The 17,859-nt window shown below is 70.7% G+C and carries 12 protein-coding genes and 1 pseudogene; 9 read left to right on the forward strand and 4 right to left on the reverse strand.

Features of this window, described 5'->3' with window-relative positions:
- From CR938_RS11180 to CR938_RS11200, 5 genes and pseudogenes are all read left to right on the forward strand, one after another.
- Positions 1–443, forward strand: a pseudogene (locus tag CR938_RS11180) (hypothetical protein); the annotation flags it as partial.
- 75 nt (positions 444–518) lie between these two features.
- A protein-coding gene (prfB, locus tag CR938_RS11185; RefSeq protein ID WP_162125091.1) for a peptide chain release factor 2 occupies positions 519–1,647 on the forward strand; the annotation gives its coding sequence in 2 pieces (ribosomal slippage) (positions 519–593 and positions 595–1,647; 1,128 coding nt in all).
- A gap of 84 nt (positions 1,648–1,731) precedes the next feature.
- Positions 1,732–3,252, forward strand: coding sequence for a lysine--tRNA ligase (gene lysS / locus CR938_RS11190; protein WP_162125092.1), 1,521 nt, complete (start codon positions 1,732–1,734; stop codon positions 3,250–3,252).
- A gap of 143 nt (positions 3,253–3,395) precedes the next feature.
- Entirely contained in the window at positions 3,396–4,463 is a 1,068-nt protein-coding gene (gene rpfG / locus CR938_RS11195; protein ID WP_162125093.1) for a cyclic di-GMP phosphodiesterase response regulator RpfG, read from the forward strand.
- Positions 4,456–6,645, forward strand: a complete 2,190-nt coding sequence (locus CR938_RS11200; protein WP_162125094.1) for an ATP-binding protein — start codon at positions 4,456–4,458, stop codon at positions 6,643–6,645. Before rpfG ends, CR938_RS11200 begins: the two co-directional genes overlap by 8 nt.
- 33 nt (positions 6,646–6,678) lie before the next feature.
- Here the strand turns inward: CR938_RS11200 and CR938_RS11205 are convergent, their stop codons facing one another.
- Positions 6,679–7,551: a crotonase/enoyl-CoA hydratase family protein gene (locus CR938_RS11205; protein WP_162125095.1), complete on the reverse strand. Its 873-nt coding sequence runs from the start codon at positions 7,549–7,551 to the stop codon at positions 6,679–6,681.
- A gap of 201 nt (positions 7,552–7,752) precedes the next feature.
- Positions 7,753–9,459, reverse strand: coding sequence for a long-chain fatty acid--CoA ligase (locus CR938_RS11210; protein ID WP_162125096.1), 1,707 nt, complete (start codon positions 9,457–9,459; stop codon positions 7,753–7,755).
- A 139-nt stretch (positions 9,460–9,598) separates the two neighbouring features.
- Between CR938_RS11210 and CR938_RS11215 the strand changes: the two genes are divergently transcribed.
- Positions 9,599–10,015, forward strand: a complete 417-nt coding sequence (locus CR938_RS11215) for a nuclear transport factor 2 family protein (protein WP_246191062.1) — start codon at positions 9,599–9,601, stop codon at positions 10,013–10,015.
- A 424-nt stretch (positions 10,016–10,439) separates the two neighbouring features.
- Here CR938_RS11215 and acnA read toward each other — a convergent pair whose 3' ends face one another.
- Complete coding sequence (acnA, locus tag CR938_RS11220; protein WP_162125097.1) at positions 10,440–13,187, reverse strand: aconitate hydratase AcnA; 2,748 nt, start codon at positions 13,185–13,187, stop codon at positions 10,440–10,442.
- Positions 13,188–13,418: 231 nt separating this feature from the next.
- On the opposite strand from acnA, the gene CR938_RS11225 reads away from it, so the two are divergent.
- From CR938_RS11225 to acnB, 3 genes are read left to right on the forward strand one after another with little or no spacing between them, the layout of a single operon-like run.
- Positions 13,419–13,622 (forward strand): AbrB/MazE/SpoVT family DNA-binding domain-containing protein, encoded by a 204-nt coding sequence (locus tag CR938_RS11225; protein WP_162125098.1) that lies wholly within the window; start codon positions 13,419–13,421, stop codon positions 13,620–13,622.
- Positions 13,623–13,628: 6 nt separating this feature from the next.
- Complete coding sequence (locus tag CR938_RS11230) at positions 13,629–14,027, forward strand: type II toxin-antitoxin system VapC family toxin (protein ID WP_162125099.1); 399 nt, start codon at positions 13,629–13,631, stop codon at positions 14,025–14,027.
- A 46-nt stretch (positions 14,028–14,073) separates the two neighbouring features.
- Complete coding sequence (acnB, locus tag CR938_RS11235; protein WP_162125100.1) at positions 14,074–16,665, forward strand: bifunctional aconitate hydratase 2/2-methylisocitrate dehydratase; 2,592 nt, start codon at positions 14,074–14,076, stop codon at positions 16,663–16,665.
- Between the two features lie 64 nt (positions 16,666–16,729).
- On the opposite strand, the gene CR938_RS11240 is transcribed toward acnB, so the two are convergent.
- The gene (locus CR938_RS11240; RefSeq protein WP_162125101.1) at positions 16,730–17,761 is read right to left on the reverse strand and encodes a hypothetical protein; all 1,032 of its coding nucleotides are present in this window, start codon (positions 17,759–17,761) and stop codon (positions 16,730–16,732) included.
- Between the last annotated feature and the right edge of the window lie 98 nt (positions 17,762–17,859).

A 17,859-nucleotide genomic window follows, 5' to 3' on the forward strand; every position in this document is an offset into this window, starting at 1 on the left:
TCGCGGAGCCGGGGCCGTCGGCCGGGCAGGGCAGCGGGCGCGTGCCCGGCGGGGGTCTGGCGGGGGCGGAGGGCGGCGGGCGCGGGCCACCGGGCAGCGCCGGCGGCGACGAGTGGACGCGCGAGCGGCTGGAGCAGGCCGGCACCTGGCTGAAGCGGCCGCCGTACGACTACCAGCCCACCCGGTTCGACGATTTCTGGCGGCCCAACGAGTCGCTGCTGGCCGAGTGGGTGCGCAAGGGCATCAGGACCATCTCCATCCCGATCCCGGGCGGCAACGGCCGGGCGCTGACCTGCGTGGTCTCGCTGCTGCAGCTGGGCGGCGGCTGCGGCATCCGCGATCCCAACCTCAACGAACAGCCTGCGGTGGCGCGGCCGCCGCCGGAGGTGCCGTTCAAGCCGGAGCTGCAGGAGGACAACGGCAGCGTGCCGGGGCGGGAGTAGGTCGCGCGCCGGCCTGCATCCGCGGCCGCGGATGCTAGAATCCGCAGCCGTTTGTCCGACTGCGTGCATCCCCCCATGATCGAGCTGAACACCGTCCGCCAGCGCATCGCCGACCTGACCGAGCGTGTGGTCTCGCTACGGGGGTATCTTTGACTACGACGCCAAGAAAGAGCGTCTTGAGGAAGTAAACCGCGAGCTCGAGCTGCCGGACGTCTGGGACGACCCCGAGCGGGCCCAGGCGCTGGGCCGCGAGCGCGCGACCCTGGAGAAGACTGTCGGCGGCATCGCCCGGGTGCTGGAGGGCCTGCTGGAGTCCTCCGAGCTGCTGGAGCTGGCCGAGTCCGAGCAGGACGAGGACACCGCCCAGGCCGTGGCCGCGGACGTGGAACGCTACGCCCGCGAGGTGGAGCAGCTGGAGTTCCAGCGCATGTTCTCCGGGCCGATGGACAGCGCCAACGCCTTCGTGGACATCCAGGCCGGCGCCGGTGGCACCGAGGCCCAGGACTGGGCCGAGATGCTGCTGCGCATGTACCTGCGCTGGTGCGAGTCGCGCGGCTGGAAGACCGAGCTGATGGAGGTCAGCGCCGGCGAAGTGGCCGGCATCAAGTCCGCCACCTTCCGCGTGGAGGGCGACTTCGCCTACGGCTGGCTGAAGACCGAGACCGGCGTGCACCGCCTGGTGCGCAAGAGCCCGTTCGACTCGGACAACCGCCGCCACACCAGTTTCACCTCGGTGTTCGTCAGCCCCGAGGTGGACGACAAGATCGACATCGAGATCAACCCGGCCGACCTGAAGACGGACGTGTACCGCTCCTCCGGTGCCGGCGGCCAGCACGTGAACAAGACCGAGTCGGCGGTGCGCATCACCCACGTCCCCACCGGCATCGTCGTGGCCTGCCAGACCGAGCGCAGCCAGCACGCCAACCGCGACCGCGCCATGAAGATGCTGGCGGCCAAGCTGTACGAGCTGGAGCTGCAGAAGCGCAACGCCGAGAAGAACGCGCTGGAGGCCAGCAAGTCCGACATCGGCTGGGGCAGCCAGATCCGCAACTACGTGCTCGACCAGAGCCGCATCAAGGACCTGCGCACGGGCGTGGAGCGCACCGACACGCAGAAGGTGCTCGACGGCGACCTGGACGAGTTCGTCGAGGCCAGCCTGAAGGCCGGCCTGGAGGCCGGCGCCAAACGCAGCGACGCGGCGTAAGCCGCGTCAGCGGCCCCGCCGCCCGTGTTGTCCCGGCGCCGTGCCTGGCGCCGGCCGCCCCCGACTTCCCGCGCCCGATCCCCCATGACCGAATCCACCGCCACGCCCGCGCCCGCCGACGAGAACCACCTGATCGCCGACCGCCGCGCCAAGCTCGCCGCCCTGCGTGCCAAGGGCAATGCCTATCCCAACGACTTCAGGCGCAGCGACTACGCCGGCGACCTGCAGGCCGAGTACGCCGACGCCGCGCGGTGGACCGCCGAGGCGCTGGAGGGGCAGGGCCGGCAGGTGAAGCTCGCCGGGCGGATGATGGCCAAGCGGGTGATGGGCAAGGCCAGCTTCGCCCAGCTCATGGACGAGTCCGGGCGCATCCAGCTGTTCCTGCAGGCCAATGCCCTGGGCGAGGCCTACGAGGCGTTCAAGTCCTTCGACGTGGGCGACATCATCGCCGTCGAGGGCGGCCTGACCCGCACCCGCACCGGCGAGCTGTCGGTCAAGGCCACCTCGCTGCGCCTGCTGGTCAAGTCGCTGCGCCCGCTGCCTGACAAGTGGCACGGCCTGTCCGACGTGGAGCAGCGCTACCGCCAGCGCTACGTGGACCTGATCGTGACGCCCGAGGCGCGCGATGTGTTCGTCAAGCGCAGCCGCATCATCCGCCATATCCGTTCGTGGCTGGACGCGCGGCGCTTCCTCGAGGTGGAGACGCCGATGATGCACTACATCCCCGGCGGCGCCACCGCGCGCCCGTTCGTCACCCACCACAACGCGCTGGACCTGGACCTGTACCTGCGCGTGGCCCCGGAGCTGTACCTCAAGCGCCTGGTGGTCGGCGGCCTGGAGCGGGTGTACGAGATCAACCGCAACTTCCGCAACGAGGGCGTGTCCACCCGGCACAACCCCGAGTTCACCATGCTCGAGCTGTACGAGGCCTATGCCACGTACCACGAGATCATGGACCTGACCGAGGCGCTGATCCGCGACACCGCCCGGCAGGTGCTGGGCACCACCAGGGTGGCCTGGGAGGGCGCGGAGATCGACCTGGGCCCGGCCTTCCGCCGCTGGCGCATGGACGAGGCGGTGCGCCACCACAACCCGGATATCAGCGCCGCCGACTGTACCGACGCCGAGGCCCTGCGCCGCCACTGCGAGCGCCTGGGCATCCGGTACAAGCCGTCCTGGGGCTGGGGCAAGCTGCTGCTGGAGATCTTCGAGGCCACGGTGGAGCACCACCTGGTGCAGCCGACCTTCATCACCGCGCACCCGATCGAGGTCTCGCCGCTGGCCCGCGCCAGCGACGACGATCCCGGCTACACCGACCGCTTCGAACTGTTCGTCAACGGCAAGGAAATCGCCAACGGCTTTTCCGAGCTCAACGACCCGGACGACCAGCGCGAGCGCTTCCTGGCCCAGGTCGCGGCCCGCGAGGGCGGCGACGACGAGGCCATGTACTTCGACGCCGACTACATCCGTGCCCTGGAGTACGGCATGGCGCCGACCGGCGGCCTGGGCGTGGGCATCGACCGCCTGGTGATGATGCTCACCGGCGTGGGCTCGATCCGCGACGTGCTGCTGTTCCCGTACATGCGCCCGGAGCAGTCCGCCTGAACCGGCACCGGCCGGCGCCCCCGGTGGGCGGGCGGCCGGGAGCGCTGCGGACCGGCCCGGCCGGTTCGCACCAGCCGGGTGCCGCACGGGCCGGGACCGCGCTATTCTGGCGGTCCGTAGCGGCTTGAGCGGATGGTCCGGACTTGAACATCGTCATCGTCGACGACCAGGCATCGGCGCGCACCATGCTGCGCCACATCATCGAGGACATCGCCTCGGAACTGGCCGTGCACGATTTCGGCGATGCCCGGGAGGCACTGGCCTGGTGCGAGGCCAACCCGGTGGACCTGCTGCTGCTGGACTACCGCATGCCCGGCATGGACGGCCTGGAGTTCGCCCGCCGCTTCCGCCGCCTGCCCAAGCACCGCGACATCCCGGTGATCCTGATCACCGTGGTCGGCGACGAACCGGTGCGCCAGGCCGCCCTTGAGGCGGGGGTGATCGACTTCCTGGTCAAGCCGGTGCGCCCGCGCGAGCTGCGCGCGCGCTGCCACAACCTGCTGCAGCTGCGCCAGCAGGCCGAGACGGTCAAGCAGCGGGCCCTGTCGCTGGAGCAGCGCCTGCTGGCCAGCATGCACGAGGTGGAGGAGCGCGAGCGCGAGACGCTCTCGCGTCTGGCCCGCGCCATCGAGTTCCGCGACGCCGGCACCAGCGCCTACCTGGAGCGCATGTCGCGGGTGGCGGGCCTGGTGGCCGAGGGCCTGGGCCTGCCGGAGGAGGACGCGCGCATCATCGAGATGGCCGCGCCCCTGCACGACATGGGCAAGATCGCCATCCCCGACTCGGTGCTGATGAAGCCGGGCAAGCTGACCGAGGAGGAGATGGCGGTGATGCGCCAGCACCCCCGCATCGGCTACGAGCTGCTCTCCGGCAGCCAGAACCGCTTCATCCAGGTGGCGGCGGTGATCGCCCTGCGCCACCACGAGCGCTACGACGGCAGCGGCTATCCCGACGGCCTGGCCGGCGAGGCGATTCCGCTGGAGGCGCGCATCGTGGCGGTGGCCGACGTTTTCGACGCGCTGATCTCGCCGCGCCCCTACAAGGAGGCCTGGAGCATCGACGCCGCGCTGGCCTACCTGTACGCGCAACGCGGCCGCCAGTTCGACCCGGACTGCGTGGACGCGCTGATGCGCAACCGGGAGCGGCTGGAGCAGATCTGCGAACAGTTCTCCGCCGTGCCCACGCCGCCGGGAGGCCAGGCCCGTGCGTGAGCTGGCGGCCTGGGTGACGCGACGCCTGTCGCAGCGGCCGGACAGCGAGCACGGCCAGGCGCTGGTCCGTGTGGTGCTGATCCTGCTGATCCTGGGCTACGTCCTGCTGCCGTCCTCCCGCGCCGGCCTGTCGCCGGAGCAGTACCGCGACGTCCTGGCCATCGTCCTCACCGGCCTGGGCCTGAGCGTGGCCATCTTCGCCGCGCTGCTGGCGCGGCCGGGGCGTTCCGACGTGCGCCGCTTCGTCGGCATGGTCGCCGACTACGGCCTGATGGCGGCGGGCATGATCCGCATGGGCGAGCCGCTGGCCTGGGTCTACGTGGTGGTGATGTGGGTCACCGTCGGCAACGGCCTGCGCTACGGCGACCGCTACCTGGCCCTGGCGGTGGCCATGGCCGTGGTCAGCTTCGGCACGGTGCTGCTGGCCGCCGACTACTGGCAGCAGCCGCAGGTGCAGCGCCTGGGCATCGGCCTGCTGGCCGGCCTGGTGGCCGTGCCCATGTACCTGTCCAGCCTGCTGCGCCAGCTGACCCGCGCCACCGAGGAGGCGCGCCGCGCCAGCGAGGCCAAGAGCCGCTTCCTGGCCAACATGAGCCACGAGTTCCGCACGCCGCTCAACGGCCTGGCGGGCATGTCCGAGCTGCTGGCCACCACCCGCCTGGACGAGGAGCAGCGCGAGTGCGTGCGCACCATCCAGGCCTCCACCCGCAGCCTGCTGGCGCTGGTGGAGGACGTGCTGGACATCTCCGCCATCGAGGCCGGCAAGGTGCGGGTGCGCGAGGAGGACTTCTCGCCGCGCGAGCTGCTGGCCAGCGTCGGCCTGATCCTGCAGCCGCAGGCCCGGGCCAAGAATCTGGACTACCTGGTGGTGGTGGACGACCGCGTGCCGGAGCTGGTGCGCGGCGACGCCGGGCATCTGCGCCAGATCCTGCTGAACCTGATCGGCAACGCGGTCAAGTTCACCGACCAGGGCCGGGTGCGGGTGGACGTGACGCCGGTGGGCGAGGCCGGGGACGACGGGCGAGTGCGCCTGCGCTTCGTGATCACCGACACCGGCGTGGGCGTGCCCCCGGCCATGCGCGGGCGGCTGTTCGACGCCTTCGAGCAGGGCGACACCGGCCTGGCCCGCCGCCACGGCGGCACCGGCCTGGGCACCACCATCGCCAAGGGACTGGCCGAGGCGATGGGCGGCCGCATCGGCTACGAGACGCCGGAGGAGCGCGGCAGCCGGTTCTGGGTGGAGATCCCGTTCGCGGCCCCGGCCCTGGCCGTGCCGGAGGCGCGGCCGGCGGTCAGCGAGGGCGAGGCCACCCGCTACGACCGCAGCGGCAACGTCATCGCCTTCACCGATCCGTTCCTGCGCCACCGCGTGCGCGTGCGCAGCATGCAGATCCTGGTGGCCGACGACTACGAGGCCAACCGCATGGTCCTGCAGCGCCTGCTGCAGAAGGCCGGGCACCGGCCCACCTGCGTGCCGGGCGGCGAGGAGGTGCTCGACGCCCTGGCCGCGTCCGACTACGACGCGGTGATCGTGGACCTGCACATGCCCGGCATCAGCGGCCTGGACCTGCTGGCGCACCTGCGGGTGATGCAGGCCGGTGGTGGCCCGCGCACGCCGGTGGTGGTGCTCAGCGCCGACGTCACCCCCGAGTCCATCCAGCGCTGCGAGCAGGCCGGCGCCTACGCCTTCCTCGGCAAGCCGGTCTCGGCCGAGCGGCTGCTGGAGGTGCTGGCCGACATCGCCGCCCGGCGCGGCCGCCGCCCGGGCGTGGCCGCGGCGGCGCGGCGCACGGCCGACGGCGGCGAGGCCGGAGTGCTCGACACCACCGTCCTGGACGAACTGGCGGCCATGGGCATGGGTGCGGAGTTCGAGCGGGAGTTCATTGCCCACTGCCTGGCCGATGCCAACGCCTGCCTGGTCGCCATCCGCGCCGCCGCCCAGGCCGGCGAGTGGGCACAGGTGCGCGAGCAGGCGCACGCGCTCAAAGGCGTGGCGGCCAACATGGGCCTGGCCCGGCTCAGCGCCCTGGGCAGCGAGCTGATGCGCCTGGCCGACTGGCAGATGCGCGAGCAGTGGCAGCAGCGCGTCGCCGCCCTCGGGGCGGCCCTGGAGGAAGGCCGCGCCGCGCTGGCCGGGCGCCTGCAGCAGCGCGAGGAGGGTGCGCGCGACGGCGGGCCCTGACGGGGCCCGCGCGCGGCGCGCCGCCAGGCCTGCTCAGGCGACGGCTTCGGCGTTGGAACGGCGGGTCTGGGCGCGGACGATCCGCTCCATGGTGCGCAGCGACTTCTCGCCCAGGGCCAGGGCCGTGTCCACCCACACCTCGGTGATGCGCAGCAGTTCCTCGTAGGTGACCGGCTGGCCGATCTGGCGCACCGCGTTCATCGCCAGGTGCGCGTGCGGGGCGCGCTGGTGCTGGCGGATGAGCTCCTGCACCGCCGACTCGCCCTGGCCCCTGGGCACCAGCACGTCGACCACGCCCAGGCGGTACATCTCCTCGCTGCTGTAGACCTCGCCGCCGAGGATCATCTTCTCGGCCTGGCGTGGGCTGACCCGCTTGCACAGGAACGAGTAGGCGCCCATGCCGGGGAACAGGCCGAACAGCACCTCCGGCAGGCCCATGCCCACGCCTTCCTCGGCCACGATGGTGTGGCAGGCCAGGGCCATCTCCAGACCGCCGCCGAGGGCGTCGCCCTGGATCAGCGCCACCGTGTGCACGTCGCCGCCAAAGCCGGTGTGCACATGGTGCACGCCCTCCACGCAGCGGCGCGCGTAGGCCAGCAGGCCCTCGCGGTCGCCGGCGCGGATCAGCCGCATGAACAGGTCCAGGTCGCCGCCGAGGTTGTAGGCCTGCGCGTCCGAGGCGAGCACGAAGTGGCGCAGCCGGCCCGGCTCGCGCTGCTCCGCCGGCAGGGTCATGGCGCTCATGTAGCGCCACATCTCCTCGAGCATCTCGAAGCGGCAACACGGGCGCACGCCCGGCGCCGCGTCCGCGTGCATGTACAGCCAGTGCGCGTTTTCATCCGGCGACACCTGCACGCGGATGGTGGAGAAAGGATGGGAACGCTGCAGCTTCTCGATGGTGCTCATTGACGGGTCTCCGTGGCAGGCCCGGTTGGCGGGCGTTGGGTGCGCAGCCCTGCTACACACAAACCCGCAGCCGTCATGGCCCCGTCCGGAGGGCGCGGCGGCCGCCCCGCCGGCCCCCGGGGGCGGGGCAGGGCTGCCCCGAAACGAAGGGCGCCGGGCCTCGCGGCCCGGCGCCCCCGGTGCGTCCCGTGGCGGCGCGCGTCAGTGGCGGGCGTCGGCGGCGGCCGCCTGCGCCGGCCTGGCGTCGCGCAGCTCCTTGCGCAGGATCTTGCCGACGTTGCTCTTGGGCAGCTCGTCGCGGAACTCGACGTAGCGCGGACGCTTGTAGCCGGTCAGCTTCTCGCGGCAGTAGGCCTTGACCTGCTCCTCGGTCAGGTTCGGGTCCTTGCGCACGATGAAGACCTTGACCGCCTCGCCGGAGTGCTCGTCCGGCACCCCGACCGCGGCCACCTCCAGCACGCCCGGCATGGCCGCCACCACGTCCTCGACCTCGTTCGGGTACACGTTGAAGCCCGAGACCAGGATCATGTCCTTCTTGCGGTCGACGATGTAGACGAAGCCCTTCTCGTCGATCCGCGCCATGTCGCCGGTGTGCAGCCAGCCGTCGGCGTCGATGGCCTTGGCGGTCTCTTCCGGCCGCTGCCAGTAGCCCTTCATCACCTGCGGGCCCTTGATGCACAGCTCGCCGATCTCGCCGTAGGGCAGGACGTTGCCGTTGTCGTCCTTGATGCACACGTCGGTGGACGGGATCGGCAGGCCGATGGAGCCGTTGAACTCCTTCAGGTCCAGCGGGTTGATGCACGCCGCCGGCGAGGTCTCGGTCAGACCGTAGGCCTCCACCAGGGTCACGCCGGTGACCTTCTTCCAGCGCTCGGCCACCGCGCGCTGCACCGCCATGCCGCCGCCCAGGGTGATCTTGAGCGAGGAGAAGTCCACCTCCTCGAAGCCCGGGGTGTTGAGCAGGCCGTTGAACAGCGTGTTGACGCCGGTGATGGCGGTGAAGCGGGTGCCCTTGAGCTCCTTGACGAAGCCGCGCATGTCGCGCGGGTTGGTGATCAGGTGGTTGAGGCCGCCCAGCTCCATGAACACCAGGCAGTTCGCGGTCAGGGCGAAGATGTGGTACAGCGGCAGGGCGGTGATGATCACCTCGTTGCCGCGCTCCAGCTTGTTGCCGCCCAGCCAGGCCGAAGCCTGCTGCATGTTGGCCACCAGGTTGCGGTGGGTCAGCATGGCACCCTTGGCCACGCCGGTGGTGCCGCCGGTGTACTGCAGGAAGGCGATGTCGCCCGAGTCGATCTCCACCGGGGGCAGGGCATGACGCTTGCCGATGGCCAACGCGTCGCGGAAGCGCACGGCGCCCGGGATGTCGTACTCGGGCACCATCTTCTTGACGTAGCGGAGCACGAAATTGACCAGCGGGCCCTTGGGGAAGCCCAGCATGTCGCCCAGGCCGGTGGTGATGACCTGCTTGAGCGGGGTCTCGGCCAGCACTTCCTGCACGGTGTGGCCGAAGTTGTCCACCACCACGATCGCCGACGCGCCGGCGTCCACGAGCTGGTGCTTGAGCTCGCGCGCTGTGTACAGCGGGTTGACGTTGACCACGGTGAGGCCGGCGCGCAGCACGCCGAAGATGGCGATCGGGTACTGCAGGCAGTTGGGCATCATGATCGCGACGCGATCGCCCTTCTTCAGGCCCAGCTCGCCCAGCAGGTAGGCGGCGAACTGCTTGCTGAGCCGGTCGATCTCGGCGTAGGTGAGGGTCTTGCCGAAGTTGCGGTAGGCCGGACGATCGGCGAACTCCGCGACCGACTTGGCGAAGACGTCCGCGATCGAGCGGAACCGGTCGGGGTCGATCTCGGCAGGCACGCCCTGCGGATAGCTCTGCAGCCAAGGACGATCCAGACTCATTGCGCTCCCCTCACGAAGGTGGTGTGTGCTGTCGTTCTTCACGGGCTTCTACCGGCGCCGCGGTGGTGGGAGCATACCGTCCCGGATGGAAAAGGCGAAGCAGATGATGTCAATCAATCGCCGGCCCGGGTTCCGGGCCATGGCCGTGGCGGCCGTCCTGCTGGCCCTGGGCGTGCTGGCCGGATGCGGCCGCGACATGCCGGAACAGCGCCTGCGCGCGCGGCTGGCGGCCATGCAGGAGGCCCTGGAGGAGCGCCACGCGGACCGCTTCATGGAGGGTGTGGCCGCCGACTTCAGCGGCAACGGCGGGCTGGATCGTGCTGCGCTGCAACAGATGGTGCGCCTGCAGCTGCTGGCCAACACCCGGGTCGGCCTGACCCTGGGGCCGGCCGAGGTGCAGGTGCACGGCGACCGGGCCACGGTCCGCTTCAGCGCGGTGGCCACCGGCGGCGGCCGCGTCCTGCCCGAGCGCGCCGGCGTCTGGGAGGTGACTTCCGGCTGGCGCGACGAGGACGGCCAATGGCGCCTCTATTACGCCGAGTGGAAGCGCCGCTGACCTGTGCCTCCGGGGGCGCCGCGTCAGCGGCGACCTGGCCGGCGTATGCGGAGCCGGCCTTCAACGCGTGCAAGGGGCGACATCGACGGCTCCTGCGGGAACGGGTGTCTGATCCGGCATCAGCCGGCCAGGAAGCGCCGCGTTGTCCGCGGGCGGCGGAAGCCCCTGCCGGGTCGCTGCGGACGCCCCCCCTGTAGGAGCCGCGTCAGCGGCGACCTGGCCGGCGTATGCGGAGCCGGCCTTCAACGCGTGCAAGGGGCGACATCGACGGCTCCTGCGGGAACGGGGGCGCCTGATCCGGCATCAGCCGGCCAGGAAGCGCCGCGTTGTCCGCGGGCGGCGGAAGCCCCTGCCGGGGCACCGCGGACGCGGTGCCTGTGGAAAGAAGGAAGCCGCCCCGGGGGCGGCTTCCTTGCGTGCGGGCTTACTTGCGCGCGGCCAGCTGTCGGAGCACGTAATGCAACAGGCCGCCGTGGCGGAAGTACTCCACCTCCTTGGGCGTGAGCAGCAGTACGTGGGTCTGGAAGCTGACCGTGCTGCCGTCGGCACGGCGGGCGGTGACCGTGGCGGTGCGCGACGCGCCGTCCTCCAGGCCGGTGATGTCGTACACCTCGGTGCCGTCCAGGCCCAGGCTCCGCGCGTTCTGGCCGTCCATGAACTGCAGCGGCAGCACGCCCATGCCCACCAGGTTGGAGCGGTGGATGCGCTCGAAGCTCTCGGCGATCACCGCCCGCACACCCAGCAGCTTGGTGCCCTTGGCCGCCCAGTCGCGCGAGGAGCCGGTGCCGTACTCCTTGCCGGCGATCACCACCAGCGGGGTGCCGTCGGCCTTGTACTTCATGGCCGCGTCGTAGATGGGCATCTTCTCCGGCGGGTTGGCGCCAAAGTACAGGGTGTTGCCGCCTTCCTCGCCGCCGAAGAACAGGTTCTTGATGCGGATGTTGGCGAAGGTGCCGCGCACCATCACGTCGTCGTTGCCGCGGCGGCTGCCGTAGCTGTTGAAGTCCGCCGGCTGCACGCCGCGCGACTGCAGGTAGCGGCCGGCGGGCGAGTCCTTCTTGATGGTGCCGGCCGGGGAGATGTGGTCGGTGGTGATGGAGTCGCCGAACAGGCCCAGCACGCGGGCGCCGTGGATGTCCGGGATGCCGCCCACCTCCATGCTCATGCCCTCGAAGTAGGGCGGGTTCTTGATGTAGGTGGAGGACTCGTCCCAGGCGTACAGCTCGCCGTCCGGCGAGGCGATGGTGTTCCAGCGGCTGTCGCCCTTGAACACGTCGGCATAGTTCTTCTTGAACAGCTCCGGGCCGATGGTGGCGGCGATGACGTCGCCGATCTCCTTGCTGCTGGGCCAGATGTCGCGCAGGTACACCGGCTTGCCTTCGCGGTCGGTGCCCAGCGGCTCGGAGGTCAGGTCGATGTCAGTGGTGCCGGCGATGGCGTAGGCCACCACCAGCGGCGGGCTGGCCAGGTAGTTCATCTTCACTTCGGGGTGGATGCGGCCCTCGAAGTTGCGGTTGCCCGACAGCACCGAAGTCACCACCAGGTCGCCGGCGGCGATGGCGGCGCTGACCTCCGGCGGCAGCGGGCCGGAGTTGCCGATGCAGGTGGTGCAGCCGTAGCCGACCAGATAGAAGCCGATCTGTTCCAGCGCCTCCAGCAGCCCGGCCTTGCGCAGGTAGTCGGTGACCACCAGCGAGCCCGGTGCGAGCGAGGTCTTGACCCAGGGCTTGCGGGTCAGGCCGCGGGCGGCCGCGTTGCGCGCCAGCAGGCCGGCGCCGACCATCACCGCCGGGTTGGAGGTGTTGGTGCAGGAGGTGATGGCGGCGATGACCACCGCGCCGTCGCGGAGCTCCACCTGCTGGCCGTCGATGGTGGCGATGGCCGTGCCCTTGCGCACGGCCTCGTTGCCCACCGCGGCGCTGCCGCCCTCGGCGATGAAGTCGGCCACCGCCGGGCTGCGCTTGTCGCGCGCGGCAGCGAACGGGGCCAGGTTCTCGCGGAAGTTGGCCTTCACGTCCTGCAGCAGCACCCGGTCCTGCGGCCGGCGCGGGCCGGCCAGCGAGGGGCGCACGTCGCCCAGGTCCAGGTGCAGGGTCTGGCTGTACTCCGCGCGCGGGGTGTTCTCGTCGTGCCACAGGCCCTGGGCCCTGGCGTAGGCCTCGACCAGGGCGATGTGCTCCTCGCTGCGGCCGGACAGGCGCAGGTAGTTCAGCGACTCGGCGTCGATGGGGAAAATGCCGCAGGTGGCGCCGTACTCGGGCGCCATGTTGCCGATGGTGGCGCGGTCGGCCAGCGGCAGGTGCTTCAGGCCCTCGCCGAAGAACTCCACGAACTTGCCCACCACGCCCAGCTTGCGCAGCATCTGGGTCACGGTCAGCACCAGGTCGGTGGCGGTGGCGCCCTCCGGCAGGCGGCCGGTCAGCTCGAAGCCCACCACCTGCGGGATCAGCATCGAGGAGGGCTGGCCGAGCATGGCCGCCTCGGCCTCGATGCCGCCCACGCCCCAGCCCAGCACGCCCAGGCCGTTGACCATGGTGGTGTGCGAGTCGGTGCCGAACACGGTGTCCGGGTAGGCCCACAGCTCGCCGTCCTTCTCCTGGGTGAAGACCACCCGGGCCAGGTTCTCCAGGTTCACCTGGTGGACGATGCCGGTGTTGGGCGGCACCACCTTGAAGTTGTTGAAGGCCTTCTGGCCCCAGCGCAGGAAGGCGTAGCGCTCGCGGTTGCGCTCGAACTCGATGCGGCCGTTGAGGTCCAGGGCGTCGGGCTTGCCGAACACGTCCACCTGGATCGAGTGGTCGATCACCAGCTCGGACGGGATCAGCGGGTTGATCTGCTCGGGCCGGCCGCCGAGGCGGACCACGGCGTCGCGCATGGCGGCCAGGTCGACCACGCAGGGCACGCCGGTGAAGTCCTGCAGGACCACGCGGGCCGGCATGAAGGCGATCTCGGTATCCGGCTCCCGGTGCGGATCCCAGCCGGCCACGGCCTCGATGTGCTCGGGCAGGACGGTGACCCCGTCCTCGTGCCGGAGCAGGTTCTCCAGCAGGATCTTCATCGAGTAGGGCAGGCGGGCCAGATCGAAGCGCTCGCCCAACCGGGGCAGGCTGGCGTAGGTGTAGGCCTTGCCGCCGACTTCCAGGCGGCTGCGGGTGGCGAAGGAATCGCGCATGGGCGGAGCTCCTTTGGCTGGGGACCCGGCCGCCGGCGGCGGCCTTCTCAGGTCCATTGTCGTCCCGATTGGATGACAGTTGGGTCCACGCCGGCAATCCGTCCTTGGGCGGAGCCGGCCCGGGCATTATCCGGCGGATCGGCCATGCATGTTTGAGTATGCATGGAAAGGTATGTATCATGCGTGCATACCATATCATGCGTGCATACCAGATCCGTGGAGGCATCCGCCATGGAAGCCATCGTCGCCGAGCGGGGCCAGATCACCCTGCCCAAGGCCGTGCGCGACGCCCTCGGCCTGACCAAGGGCAGCGTGCTGAAAGTGGAGCTGGAAGGCAGTCGCATCGTCCTGCGCAAGAACGTGGACGATGCCATCTCCCGGGTGCGCGGCAAGTTCGCCCGCGACCCCGCGGCCGGCGAGCGGGCGGGGGAATAGCGCCCGGTGATCGCCATCGACGCCCCCGTCCTGCTGGAGCTGTTGACCGACGGTCCGCAGGCCGACGCCGCCGAGGCGTGCCTGCGCCAGTGCCTGGTCGGCGGCCGGGTGGTGGTGTGCGACGCCGCGCTGGCCCGTCTGTGCGCCGGCCTGAAGAACGGCGCCGAGGTCCTCGGTGCCCTGGAGGAAATGGGCATCCACTACAGCCCCGTCGAGGCCAAGTCGGCGCTGCGCGCCGGCGAGATGCTGCGCCGCCACCGCCAGCGCGGCGCGGCGCCGCGGCCGCTGGCCGACTTCCTGGTGGGCGCGCATGCGCTGCTGCAGTGCGACGCGCTGATCGCCACCGACGCGGCGTTCTACCGCGACTACTTCAAGGGCCTGAAGCTCATCGTGCCGCAGCCCTGACCCCACGGATTCCCCTTCAACCCACTCCCTCTTACCGGAGACCCCGATGCTGGAAGCCTATCGCCAACACGCCGCCGAACGCGCCGCGCTCGGCGTGCCGCCGCTGCCGCTGAACGCGCAGCAGACGGCGGACCTGATCGAACTGCTCAAGAACCCGCCGGCGGGCGAGGAGCAGTTCCTGCTGGACCTGCTCACCCACCGAGTGCCGGCCGGCGTGGACGACGCGGCCAAGGTCAAGGCCTCGTACCTGGCGGCCGTGGCTTTCGGCAGCGAGAAGAACCCGCTGATCTCCCGCGCCCGCGCCACCGAGCTGCTGGGCACCATGCTGGGCGGCTACAACGTGGCCCCGCTGATCGACCTGCTGGACGACCCGGAGGTCGGCACCGTCGCCGCCGACGGCCTGAAGAAGACCCTGCTGGTGTTCGACGCCTTCCACGACGTCGAGGAGAAGGCCAAGGCCGGCAACGCCAACGCCAGGGCCGTGCTGCAGAGCTGGGCCGACGCCGAGTGGTTCACCAGCCGCCCGGAGGTGCCGCAGTCGCTGACCGTCACCGTGTTCAAGGTGCCGGGTGAGACCAACACCGACGACCTGTCGCCGGCCCCGGACGCCACCACCCGCCCGGACATTCCGCTGCACGCCCTGGCCATGCTCAAAAACAAGCGCGAGGGCGCGCCGTTCGAGCCGGAGGAGGACGGCAAGCGCGGTCCGATCGGCCTGATCCAGAAGCTCAAGGAGAAGGGTCACATGGTCGCCTACGTCGGCGACGTGGTCGGCACCGGCTCCAGCCGCAAGTCCGCCACCAACTCGGTGCTGTGGTGGACCGGCCAGGACATCCCGTACATCCCGAACAAGCGCTATGGCGGCGTGTGCCTGGGCGGCAAGATCGCCCCGATCTTCTACAACACCATGGAGGACGCCGGCGCCCTGCCGATCGAGCTCGACGTCTCGAAGATGGAGATGGGCGACGTGATCGAGCTGCGCCCGTACGAGGGCAAGGCGCTGAAGAACAGCGAGGTGATCGCCGAGTTCCAGCTCAAGAGCGAGGTGCTGCTGGACGAGGTGCGCGCCGGCGGGCGCATCCCGCTGATCATCGGCCGCGGCCTGACCGCCAGGGCGCGCGAGGCCCTGGGCCTGCCGCCGTCCACCCTGTTCCGCCTGCCCAGGCAGCCGGCCGACACCGGCAAGGGCTACACCCTGGCGCAGAAGATGGTCGGCCGTGCCTGCGGCCTGCCGGAAGGCAAGGGCGTGCGTCCGGGCACCTACTGCGAGCCGAAGATGACCTCGGTGGGCTCGCAGGACACCACCGGCCCGATGACCCGCGACGAGCTGAAGGACCTGGCCTGCCTGGGGTTCTCCGCCGACCTGGTGATGCAGTCGTTCTGCCACACCGCGGCCTACCCGAAGCCGGTGGACGTGAAGACCCACCACACGCTGCCGGAGTTCATCTCCACCCGCGGCGGCGTGTCCCTGCGTCCGGGCGACGGCGTGATCCACTCCTGGCTCAACCGCATGCTGCTGCCGGACACCGTCGGCACCGGCGGCGACTCGCACACCCGCTTCCCGATCGGCATCTCGTTCCCGGCCGGCTCGGGCCTGGTCGCGTTCGCAGCGGCCACCGGCGTGATGCCGCTGGACATGCCCGAGTCGGTGCTGGTGCGCTTCAAGGGCACGATGCAGCCGGGCATCACCCTGCGTGACCTGGTCAACGCCATCCCGTACTACGCCATCAAGCAGGGCCTGCTGACGGTCGAGAAGAAGGGCAAGAAGAACGTCTTCTCCGGCCGCATCCTCGAGATCGAGGGCCTGCCGGACCTGAAGGTGGAGCAGGCGTTCGAGCTGTCCGACGCCTCGGCCGAGCGCTCGGCCGCGGCCTGCACCGTGCGCCTGAACAAGGAGCCGATCATCGAGTACCTCAACAGCAACATCGTGCTGCTGAAGAACATGATCGCCCAGGGCTACCAGGACGCGCGCACCCTGGCCCGCCGCATCCGCAAGATGGAGGAGTGGCTGGCCAACCCGCAGCTGCTGGAGCCGGATCCGGATGCCGAGTACGCCGCGGTCATCGAGATCGACCTCAACGAGATCGTCGAGCCGATCGTGGCCTGCCCGAACGACCCGGACGACGTGAAGACGCTGTCCGAGGTGGCTGGCACGAAGATCGACGAGGTGTTCATCGGCTCGTGCATGACCAACATCGGCCACTTCCGCGCCGCGGCCAGGCTGCTGGAAGGCAAGCGCGACATCCCGACCCGCCTGTGGGTCGCGCCGCCGACCAAGATGGATGCCTCCGAGCTGACCAAGGAAGGCTACTACGGCACCTTCGGCGTGGCCGGCGCGCGCATGGAGATGCCGGGCTGCTCGCTGTGCATGGGCAACCAGGCCCAGGTGCGGGAGGGCGCCACGGTGTTCTCCACCTCCACCCGCAACTTCCCGAACCGCCTGGGCCGCAACACCAACGTGTTCCTGGGTTCGGCGGAGCTGGCGGCGATCTGCTCGCGCCTGGGCCGCATCCCGACCCGCGAGGAGTACATGGCGGACATCGGCATCATCAACGAGAAGGGTGCCGAGATCTACCGCTACATGAACTTCGACCAGATCGAGGAGTACCGCAGGACGGCCGAGACCGTCGCCGCCTGATCCTTCCGGCGGAACGCGCAGGGAACGCCCGGCCCCGTGCCGGGCGTTCCTTTTTCGTGCGCCTTCAGGACTTGCGGATCAGTTGCACCACCAGGTGGTGCACGGCCGGGTCGTCGTCCAGGCTGCCATGGGTGGTGGCCTCGGTGGGGCGGGAGCAGCGCGTGTCCACGCCCTGGGCGCTGGGCAGGCGCGCGATCGCGGTCTGCGGGCTGGCCACGGCCAGCATCTGCGCGCCCCAGGGCAGGGTGGCGCGCGCCGGCACCAGGTCGCGTTCCAGGCCCAGCAGCGGCGTCTCGCGGTGGTCCTCGAAGGCGCGCGAGACCAGGTACAGCAGCGAGTGCCCATAGGGCCGGCAGGTGGGGTCGGCGCGCTCGGCCGCGTCGGTCAGGTGCGCCACCAGCATGCGGGTGCCGGTGCGCAGCACCGCCTGGCCGAGGGTGCGGTCGAACTCGTCCACCCGCACCGCCGGCGCGATCAGGCTGACCGAGCGCAGGTCGAAGCCGGCCCGGATCGCCGCCACGCCCAGGTGCGCGTGGACGATGCTGCCGGCCGAATGCCCGACCAGGTGAAGGCGCACGCGCGGCAGGCCGTATTCGCGCGCCTTGCCGCGCAGCACGTCCAGCAGCATGCGCGCGCCGGAGGCCGGGTTGTTGCCGATCTTGGCGGCGTTCTCCTTCATCTCGCGCCACAGCGGCCGGCCCAGCGGGCGGGCGATGCTCTCCACGCGCTGGTTCCACCATTCCTTCCAGCGCTCGCGCAGCTGCTGCAGGCGCCCGGCGGCACGCTGGTCCAGCGGCGCCAGGTGGTCCTCGATCATGTTGGAGATGGTGCGCAGCGCGCCGGTCTCCCACATCAGGAACACCGGAAAGATGCGCTGGTCGTACAGCATCGGCACCCATTGCCGGGCGCTGACCGCCGCGGCGTCCTCGTCGGTCAGGCCGCCGTGGGCATAGACGGCCACGTCCACCGCCTGGTCCCGGCCGATCCCCCAGCGCCGGCAGGCCTCGGCCAGGTGGATGCGCACCAGCGCGTCCACGTCCTCCGGCTGGGTGCGGAAGCGGCCGCGCCGGCTTGTATGTTCAGGCCAGATCAGCACGGTAGAGTCTGACACGCCGTTGAGGGGGCCAGACCGGTGCGTGCAGTTTGGTAACGGCTGGGGTGTTCGAGCCCGTCTCTGAGTACAGAGCGCACGGC

Origin of the sequence: Pseudoxanthomonas taiwanensis (genome assembly GCF_010093135.1) — a bacterium.
In the GTDB taxonomy this organism is placed as follows: Bacteria; Pseudomonadota; Gammaproteobacteria; order Xanthomonadales; family Xanthomonadaceae; genus Pseudoxanthomonas; species Pseudoxanthomonas taiwanensis.